General features: G+C 37.7%; 8 protein-coding genes. 5 read left to right on the forward strand and 3 right to left on the reverse strand.

Annotated elements, in window-relative coordinates; translation table 11 throughout:
- Nucleotides 1-260 precede the first annotated feature (260 nt).
- Entirely contained in the window at nucleotides 261-944 is a 684-nt protein-coding gene (locus FJR37_RS13110) for a conjugal transfer protein TrbI (protein WP_168466222.1), read from the forward strand.
- A gap of 598 nt (nucleotides 945-1,542) precedes the next feature.
- Here FJR37_RS13110 and FJR37_RS13115 read toward each other — a convergent pair.
- Complete coding sequence (locus FJR37_RS13115) at nucleotides 1,543-2,898, reverse strand: sensor histidine kinase KdpD (RefSeq protein ID WP_168466223.1); 1,356 nt, start codon at nucleotides 2,896-2,898, stop codon at nucleotides 1,543-1,545.
- A gap of 584 nt (nucleotides 2,899-3,482) precedes the next feature.
- Between FJR37_RS13115 and FJR37_RS13120 the strand changes: the two genes are divergently transcribed.
- The gene (locus FJR37_RS13120) at nucleotides 3,483-3,806 is read left to right on the forward strand and encodes a DUF3155 domain-containing protein (protein ID WP_168466224.1); all 324 of its coding nucleotides are present in this window, start codon (nucleotides 3,483-3,485) and stop codon (nucleotides 3,804-3,806) included.
- Nucleotides 3,807-4,262: 456 nt separating this feature from the next.
- Here the strand turns inward: FJR37_RS13120 and FJR37_RS13125 are convergent, their stop codons facing one another.
- Nucleotides 4,263-4,796, reverse strand: coding sequence for a cofactor assembly of complex C subunit B (locus FJR37_RS13125; RefSeq protein WP_168466225.1), 534 nt, complete (start codon nucleotides 4,794-4,796; stop codon nucleotides 4,263-4,265).
- Nucleotides 4,797-4,918: 122 nt separating this feature from the next.
- Here FJR37_RS13125 and FJR37_RS13130 point away from each other — a divergent pair, with 122 nt between their 5' ends.
- On the forward strand, nucleotides 4,919-5,491 hold the full coding sequence (locus FJR37_RS13130; protein WP_039203095.1) for a DUF3611 family protein: 573 nt from the start codon (nucleotides 4,919-4,921) through the stop codon (nucleotides 5,489-5,491).
- A 226-nt stretch (nucleotides 5,492-5,717) separates the two neighbouring features.
- On the opposite strand, the gene FJR37_RS13135 is transcribed toward FJR37_RS13130, so the two are convergent.
- Nucleotides 5,718-6,311, reverse strand: a complete 594-nt coding sequence (locus FJR37_RS13135; RefSeq protein ID WP_168466226.1) for a Uma2 family endonuclease — start codon at nucleotides 6,309-6,311, stop codon at nucleotides 5,718-5,720.
- A 220-nt stretch (nucleotides 6,312-6,531) separates the two neighbouring features.
- Here FJR37_RS13135 and serS point away from each other — a divergent pair, with 220 nt between their 5' ends.
- Nucleotides 6,532-7,812, forward strand: a complete 1,281-nt coding sequence (gene serS / locus FJR37_RS13140; protein WP_168466227.1) for a serine--tRNA ligase — start codon at nucleotides 6,532-6,534, stop codon at nucleotides 7,810-7,812.
- An 88-nt stretch (nucleotides 7,813-7,900) separates the two neighbouring features.
- Nucleotides 7,901-9,085, forward strand: coding sequence for a Shedu anti-phage system protein SduA domain-containing protein (locus tag FJR37_RS13145; RefSeq protein ID WP_039203099.1), 1,185 nt, complete (start codon nucleotides 7,901-7,903; stop codon nucleotides 9,083-9,085).
- Nucleotides 9,086-9,179 lie beyond the last annotated feature (94 nt).

A 9,179-nucleotide genomic window follows, 5' to 3' on the forward strand; every position in this document is an offset into this window, starting at 1 on the left:
AAGTACATAGTATAACTCTTAACTGGGAACAGTTTCAACTGTCTGGACATCCTCAATTTTCTAAATCTGACAAAGAAAAATTCACCTATTTTGAGACACAATCAGCCAAAACCTGGCACTTCTTTGTGATGAAAATCCGTGAAACTCTTATTAATAAATGGTTTTAGCTTTATTTAGCAAGCCCTACTTAACAATTGTCCAGAAACTATCCTAGCTAGTCCACGTCACCATACATATCACATATTATTGGCAATCTTATCATGAGTCGTTCTATCCATTGGCAATCTAGCACCGCTGCACTCATGGCTATAGCCATTACAACAGGTACAGCCATCCCCATGCTATCATTTAACCCTGTTTTTGCCCAAGGATTTAATCTCAATCAATCGCGGACAATTAGTATCCCCGCTAATGTCACTTTACCTGTTACCTACGAAAAAGAGAAGGTTATTGTCAAACCGGGTGAAACATTGGCTCTAACTCTGAAAATAGCTGACAATGTTACTGATAAAAACAGAAATATTTTAATTCCTGCTAATACTGAAGTTATTGGAGAATTACAACCAGTAAGATTAAATGGGGCATCTACTAATAATAACCGGCAAGGTGTCCGCTTTGTAGCCAGGGAATTAGTATTTCCCTCTGGACAACGACAACAGATTTATGCTAACTCTAAAACCATCACCCAAACAGAAACAATTACCAAAGGATCAAGCACTGGACAAATATTAACAGATGCGGCTATTGGTGCGGGTGCTGCTACTCTGATTTCTTTGGTGACTGGTAACAAGAAAATTGAAGTTTTAGAACCCGTAGGTGGTGCAGCAGCGGGGGCTTTAGCTAGTGTACTATTGCGAAAACCAAAAGCTGATGTTTTTGTGTTAAGACCAGAACAAGATTTAGATATTACCCTGACTTCAAATTTAGTCATAACTCGTCAATAAACTTATAGCGGTATGCACTGGAATGAAATACATCATAGTCCCCTCCTCGCTTGCGGGGAGGGTTTGGGGGCGGGGTTCTTGTACTTCATAACACCACAAAGTGCTGTAATAGTTTTGAAGTTGTGAATTTCATAATATAAATAAATTTTAGTCTCACGCAAAGGCGCGAAGACGCACTGAGGTTTGAGTTTTAAAGGTTCAATTTGGGAATTTCATACCTCACATTGGTGTCAACTTAACGTAAAACCTCTATCCCGCAAAGAACTCAAGTCATCTCATTCCCAGTCTCTGACTGGGAATGAATTCTAGAAGGCTCTGCCTTCAATAATATTAGAGGCAGAGCCTCATCAACTGCATTCCTAGTCAGAGACTAGGAACGAGATGTGGTAGGGATTTGAGCTTACAGCGATTTCCAATCTTATGAGGTACATCTTAGCCCCCTCATCGCTTGCGGGGAGGGGGTTGGGGGCGGGGTTCTTGTTCCGGGTTTGATGACAATTTGCTGTAAGTTGACACCAATGCATACCTCAATATGGCTACGCTACGCAGGCTATCAGCAACGCCTGAAATTTTTAAGTCTATTTATTTATTCCCTATTTTAGCCAACAGATTGCAACCAAATTATAAATGTAGTTCCTGGGGTATTTGGTAATGTGATAATTGAGTTAATGGCTGGACTAAAAACCTCGATGTTTCCCTGCATTTCTACTATTAACTGTTTAGCAATGGCAATTCCTAAGCCAGTTCCCGGAATTTCTGTTTTTGCCTGTACACCCCGGTAATGTCTTTCTCCTAGATGTTCTAAGTCCTCTGGAGGAATACCTGGACCTGTATCACTAATAGCAATACCTTGTAAATTTCCTTTTTGTTGCCCACATTGTACTAAGATTTTACCTCCAGGTGGTGTATATTTTAAAGCGTTATCAAGGATATTACTCAAAACTTCTCCTAAGGCTTTTTCATTCACCCTCGCTAGGGGTAGGTGAGGAGAAATTTCTGTGATTAATTGTAGATTTCGTTCTTGAGCGATCGCTTGGGCAGATATTAATAAAGGTGCTAATAAATCTACTAAGAAACGATTAGTTAATTGTTCCCCTGTTCCGGGCAATAATAACGCAGGTTTAGCTGCTTTTTGGACATTTGCGTTAATAACTACTTTTGATTCTGGTAGAGGTAAAGGTTCTGAATCTGCTGTATTTAAATCAATTACTTGATCAAATTGTTTTAATAGTTCTTGTAAGCGATCGCTCTCCCGGACTATACTGGTGGCTACTTCCCGATTAGGATCAACCGGGAGCATCCGCTTAAATAGTAATTTCCCAAAGGTGCGGATAGCAGTTAAGGGGTTACGAAATTGATGTAAAAGATTATCTAATAAATCCCGTTGTCTCTCTTGGAGAATTTGTTCCTGCTGGAGTTGATGTTGTAACCATGACTGGCGCTGGTCTAAAATGCAAGCGATCGCTAAAGTCTTAGCAATGCGTTCAATTTCCCGTTCCTCTCGTTCATTCCATTCCCTATCTTCTCTCGCCGTCACCAATAACCCCATCATCACACCTTCATGAATCAAAGGTAAAACAATTTGGTTATGACTCAGCCAGTATTCATTTTGTGCATCATGTAAATTTTGTTTTCCTGTTGCTGCCGATTCCGCTGATTCATGGGAGGATATTGGAGTCGGTTTTAACAATCTCATTTGCTGATTGGGTAATGCTAAAACATTAGCTAACCTTACAGGATAACCTTCCCCCACCTCACTATATTCATCACTAGGATTTAATGCTATAGTCTCTGGATACACCATCACTGGAATTAGTCGCGCCTCTGCTGTAGATTTTTCTACTAGTTCTTGTGTCAAATAAACAACGCTAAAGCCCGCTCCCATCCCTTGGGTTAGCAGAGCCATTTGCTCTCGACATAGAGCAAGAAAATCAGAACTGGCAGACATTAGCATGAGTTCAGGAATCTAGGAGGAAAAAGGAGTCACCGAGTCAGAAGAAGAAGGAAAGAAGGAATTGGTAGGGGTTTAGCTTATGCCCATTGGTGTCAACTTAGGTTACAGATGGCTTATTTGTTTGGCTTCCACACCCGCCAGGGAATAAATTCCCTGTCTCATAGCTCAAGTCCATTAAAACGGACTAATGAATTTTCCTAGTATTTAGTCATCTAAAAGATGACTTTCGCTATTAGCAAGGAACTTGAGTTCCTTGCGGGATGAAGATTTTGCGTTAAGTTGACACCATTAAGCTTATGCCTTACCCCTATAGCTTTCGACCTAATTTTCGCATTTTATTCAAGTGCATAACGTTACTAAGGCTTCTAGCTATCTAGTTTAGTCTGGTAATGGATGATTGGTAGGGAAACAATAGCTGAAAAGTCAGCAATTTTTTTAATTTTTAAGTCTTCATTTTTGACAGTTTTACCCTAGTTGTATCAAAACATTAAAAACTATTGATCTTTTGAGATAGAACTTATATAATGACGACGGATTTTGTAGCCATAACTACAGTCTATAGCTTGAAACAGGAGGACAATAGGTTGGCAAGGAGACGCAAGCGGAAGAGTCGTCGTAGGCAGGAAGGACGGCGCATACTTGAGCATATCCCTCAGTACAGCATTGAAAGTGGCGAAGATAAACCTGTGACAGCAGCGAGAAAGTTCATTCAAGCTGAAGGTATCATGCCACCTGCGCTGCTACTAGTAAAACGCAATGAACATACAACAGACCGGTATTTCTGGGCGGAAAAAGGTCTGTTTGGCGCTCAATACGTAGAAGAGAATCATTTCTTGTTCCCTAGTCTCAGGATTTTAGAATCACCAACAGCACCAGAAACTGTGTCTGTTGCTGTGGCTAGTAACTAAACAACAAATGACTATCATATCTTGTAAATGTGACTTCTGACTCTGTGAATAATTAACTGGCAATTATGACTGGTTTGTTCAAAAATTCCATTTCTTTTAATTTTTTGGTTGAATTTGCCAGTAGAGTTTAAATACATTCTCTCAAGTCATGGGATAATTAATTCCTCATTAATCTGTAATAGATTAGATGAATCAGTTTGTTATCAGCTTATACAAAAGAGAATAGCGACAGAGCCAAGGTCATCCAAAAAATGAAGTATGAATTATTTATTTATGCTCTCACTAATTTGGACTACTATCAAGCTCTGTCCGCCAATTTAAATTTTTCCTCATGACATACCAAGCATCAGGAAGATTAACAGCACTAGCAGAATTTTCTCTTCTTCCCTACTGCTGATTTATTCAAAACTTGAGTCAGAAGCCTACATAATGCTAGTTTTCACCCCCAACAATTAATCAAGTGTCAAGTGTCTTTAGCTGTAATGCCCTTTGTAACTCAGCCAGTTCATCTCTATGGGCAGTTACAGTGATTGTACTTGAGAAGTTTTGCCCACTTGGGATATTTTCCATCTTGAGTGACACCTTCTCAAGTCTTCCAGATTTTTTCCAGTACAATAATCCACTTAAAGGCGAAAACAGGATTATTAATAGAAAAAATTTGCCAAAATCGGGCAAAAGCATTGATAAAACCAACGCCAAACAACCCAAACCTACGGCTGCCAATATAGTCAAAAATATGGCTAAAAACCAGCTAGGACTAACCAATCCTTCAAAAGTGACTTGATTGTTAGCAGCATCTACCGCTGAAACTCGATAAGCACGAGAGCGAAAATACTCCTTTAATGCAGCCATTAATGTATTTTCATCCTGTTCTGAAGTCAATTGCATCATTTCTGTACGATCCTTGGTCGAAGCGCGTATAAAGAAAAATAATCCAACTGATAACAGAAAAGTTAAGAGGAACGTAGATTGAGAAACAGTAGAATTCATAACTAATTTTTACGTCTGAAATTTTCAGTAGACTTAACCCATTATCAATTATTCTGGAAATAGGTAACAGCTAACAAACAACAAACGGAAGTTGTTCTTAATTTTTAAGTTTTAATTTTTATATGACGCAAAACTCCGAAACACCATCATCTAACCTCCGGGCTATAGCCCAACAATTTCGCCTAGCAGGTTGGATTAGTTTATGGATTCAGTTGGTATTAGGTGTAATTTCTGGAATAATTGTCTTGTTATTTGGCATTTTTAGTCAAAAAGCAGGTAGCCCCAGTAACAATCCAGGAACGGGCTTTGGCGTGTTTTTAGCAATTTGTGGCATACTTCTGTTGGGTGCTGGTATTTACTTAGCTTATCGCTACACTAGAATTGGCAAGAAATTAGAATCCCCTAATCCCACTAATCGCCCTCGTAAGGTGGAAACTGTGCAGGTATTACGTTTAGGTCTATGGATAAATTTAGGGGGAATATTAGTCACTTTATTGGGAGCGCAAGCGATCGTTGGTACACTAGTAGCTAGGTCTATATCTCCTCAAGCAGTAACTACTCAATTATTTGACCCGACTCGGATTATTAGCGGCTTAGATATGCTCATAGTCCAGGCAAATACAAACACTGTGTCAGCGCATTTCGCTGGGTTGTTGTCATCCTTGTGGTTAATAAATCGGATTAATAAACCATAATTGACAGTGCTTGTAGTAAGCTGTTACGCAGCTAAATTTGATAACCATAATTTACTTGAACTTTGTAGTGCGGGCATCTTGCCCGCTAGAATTATACAAACTAAATGCACAACAGCTTAGGAACGCAAATTTAATAACCTGCAATTCTGACTTAACGTGGAATGGTGCGTTACGCTGTCGCTAACACACCCTACTTTTGCACTTTATTTAATTCACATTCCTTATCTTAATCCCTGAAAACCCTGAAAACAGGTAATTCTAAAATAAATCCTGGTAAAACATTTTCTCCCGATAAACTTGTCGGTAATGATACTATTTCTACAGATTGATTTTGACGGTAAATTTCTACTTGTTGATTTTGAGTATCAATTAACCAACCTAAACGTAAACCACTATTAAGATATTCCTGCATTTTCTCCTGTAATTGACTTAAAGAATCTGTACGCGAACGTAATTCTATAACAAAATCAGGACAAATTTTAGCAAATTTTTCTTTTTCTTTAATGGTTAAAGATTCCCAACGTTCATTAGCAATCCAAGCCACACCAGGAGAGCGTTTACCACCATTAGGTAGAGTAAAAATAGTGGAAGAACTAAATACTTTTCCGAGTTTAGTTTGACGATTCCAAATCATCAAATTTCCATTTAATTCTGCTTCTCTATTACCAGTAATTAGATTAGAAGGAAGGAGAATAATTAATTCATCTTTAGCAGTTTGTTCAAATTTATAATATTCGTTAATTTGACATAATTGATAAAATTGATCATCACTTAACTCTACATTTTTGATATTTAAAATAACTGATTGAGTTGTCATCATTTCTGAAAACTCCTTAACGCTTAGGTAATGGAGAAGAGTATCTGAACTAATTATCAACTATATTTTGTAGATTTGCCACTGAATTATAATTAAACGCAGATAAACGCAGATAAACGCAGATAGGAAACGTGATATTAGTATATAGGTTTTAGCATTGTTAAACCTCTACGATTAATCATCTCAATCAAGTATAATTGACAAAACTTAACGAAATTCACCAATGCTGGATATTAAACAAATTAGAGAAAATCCCCAATTAGTACAAGAAAAGTTGAATACTCGTAGTGGTAAATACGAGATTCAGCCTATCTTAGATTTGAGTCAACAACAACGGGAATTGGAAGTTAAACGCAATGAACTCCAAGCCCGGAGTAATGAAATTGGTAAACTGGTGGGACACAAGGTAAAATCTGGTGTTAATCCTCAAGATGCAGAAATTCTGGCTTTAAAGGATGAAGGAAACAGCCTCAAAATCACATTAAGCTCATTAGAACCCCAGGAAAAAGAGTTAAAAGCCCAAATTCACCAATTATTGTTAGCACTTCCGAATTTACCCAGTGATTCTACCCCCATTGGTACAAGTGAAGATGATAACCAAGAAGTGAAAACATGGGGAGATGAATATAAACCCGAAAATCCCAACATTGTCCCCCATTGGGAAATCGGCGAAAAGTTGGGAATTTTAAATTTTGAAAGAGCGGTAAAAATTGCCCAAACTCGGTTTGTCAGTCTTATTGGTGCGGGTGCTGCTTTAGAAAGAGCATTAATCCAATTTATGCTTTCTAAACATATTGAAAATGGCTATATAGAAGTTAGTCCACCGTTATTAGTAAATACAGATTCTTTAACGGGAACTGGACAATTACCCAAGTTTGCAGAGGACAGTTTTAAATGTGCAGAAGATGATTTATGGTTAATTCCTACTGCGGAAGTTCCGGTAACTAATTTGTATCGTGGCGACATTATCAACGGGGAAGAATTACCAATTTATCATACTGCATATACGCCATGTTTTCGGCGGGAAGCAGGGAGTTATGGCCGGGATATGCGGGGTTTAATTCGGTTGCATCAATTCAATAAAGTGGAGTTGGTGAAGTTAGTAAAACCGGAAAATTCTTTTGAGGAATTGGAGACGTTGCTAGTCAGTGCAGAGAGTATTTTACAGGCTTTAAAATTGCCTTATCGGGTGATTAATTTATGTACTGCTGATTTAGGTTTTTCTGCAACAAAAACTTATGATTTAGAGGTGTGGTTGCCTTCTGCTGGGAAGTATCGAGAGATTTCTAGTTGTTCTAATTGTGTTGATTTTCAAGCGAGAAGGGCGGATATTCGGTTTAAGGAAGCTGGTAAGAAAGGGACGCAGTTTGTGCATACTTTAAATGGTTCTGGTTTGGCTGTGGGCAGGACTATGGCGGCGATTTTGGAGAATTATCAGCAAGCTGACGGGACGATTAAAGTACCGGAGGTTTTGCAGGTTTATTTGGGTAGGGAGGTTTTGTGATTTAGGGGTTTTGTAGAGGCGTTTTTGGGGGTGCGTCTCTATGTTAGTATGTTAGTGATGGATTTTTATAACATTTTCAGGAAAGCCTATGAATAAAGATTTAGATCTTTGGAATGCGATATACGCACTTTATGAACTACTAACTGATGAAGAAAATTCTGAGAAAAAATATCAGACGTTCTTTGAATCATATCCAGTTGTTTTTAAAATTTTAGGTTTTGATACTTTCCAGTCATACGAAAAATCATCTGGTAAGCGACTTCCATTTGACAATGATCGAAACTTTACACCGGAACCAGATTTCCTATGTGGAAATATAGAATCTTGTACTGTAACTGTTTTTGAATTGAAAACGCCCTTTGTAAAACCATTCATTGTTAATCGAACTGATGGAAATAGAGCCAAGCTGAATGCTACTGCCGAATCTTATCTCTCTCAGGCAACTGAATATGCTAAGTCTATCCAAGGAAGTAGTGAAGCTCGAAGTGTGGTGAAATCCGACTTATCACTACGAACAATTTCATCATACCAAATTATTATTGTTTATGGTCTTACGGATAGTAATGATATGGCTAGAGTATCTGATATTCTTCAGGATCGCCCATCATTTCGACCTACATTTCTTTGCTATGATTTATTGCTAGAAAAACTTGTTGACAGCTACTTAAATACTCGAAAAACAACAGAGAATAGAACTGGATGGTCAATTGTTTACCATTTGATAGTTAATAAAGAACAACTGTTTCCACGTTCATTTATTGCTGATCACGGTTCTCCCAAAAAAAATCGCTTATCTGTTTTTATTGAAAATGGGCATATTGTTTATCAGTGTATTGATAATGATGAGATGGTTCATATCTTAAAATCTCCAATAGTTTATGATCAACCAATTTTTCTAAGATTTGAATTTGCAACTGATGATAATGGCATTTATTTGTCTTTGAACGTCAATAATGAAGAGCGCTATTTGCTCGTTGGCAGTGTTAAATTAAACTTTAATATGCAACTCACTGGATTTGTTTTCGGGACAGATATATCCTGTAAGTTTTTCGGAAGATTTTATATGCTTGAAGCTTACTACTCAGCAAAAACAATGTCTATTGAGGATAAGCTTCGCTCATACAATTACTTCAAACAAAAGACATTAGGTGTCTCTGCTGGAGTTCGCTTTGATGGGAAGCATTATCTTGTTCGTAATCAAAATGGAAACATGAGTCAGAGCAATCCTAAGTATCAACCAAAATATGTAAATCCTATTAACAGTGAAATGTAAGAATAAACCTAAGCTATAGCTCATTTTGTAGGGTGCGTTAATGAAATATAACGCACCGTTTTCTATTAATATTTAACTGTCTGAATCAGGATAT

Source organism: Aphanizomenon sp. UHCC 0183, from assembly GCF_009712065.1.
In the GTDB taxonomy this organism is placed as follows: Bacteria; Cyanobacteriota; Cyanobacteriia; order Cyanobacteriales; family Nostocaceae; genus Dolichospermum; species Dolichospermum heterosporum.

Excerpts from the sequence above, each read along its gene's own strand:
- FJR37_RS13110 (WP_168466222.1), top strand. The coding sequence starts at position 261 with ATGAGTCGTTCTATCCATTGGCAATCTAGCACCGCTGCACTCATGGCT.
- FJR37_RS13115 (WP_168466223.1), bottom strand. The coding sequence starts at position 2,898 with ATGCTAATGTCTGCCAGTTCTGATTTTCTTGCTCTATGTCGAGAGCAA.
- FJR37_RS13125 (WP_168466225.1), bottom strand. The coding sequence starts at position 4,796 with ATGAATTCTACTGTTTCTCAATCTACGTTCCTCTTAACTTTTCTGTTA.
- FJR37_RS13130 (WP_039203095.1), top strand. The coding sequence starts at position 4,919 with ATGACGCAAAACTCCGAAACACCATCATCTAACCTCCGGGCTATAGCC.
- FJR37_RS13135 (WP_168466226.1), bottom strand. The coding sequence starts at position 6,311 with ATGATGACAACTCAATCAGTTATTTTAAATATCAAAAATGTAGAGTTA.
- serS (WP_168466227.1), top strand. The coding sequence starts at position 6,532 with ATGCTGGATATTAAACAAATTAGAGAAAATCCCCAATTAGTACAAGAA.
- FJR37_RS13145 (WP_039203099.1), top strand. The coding sequence starts at position 7,901 with ATGAATAAAGATTTAGATCTTTGGAATGCGATATACGCACTTTATGAA.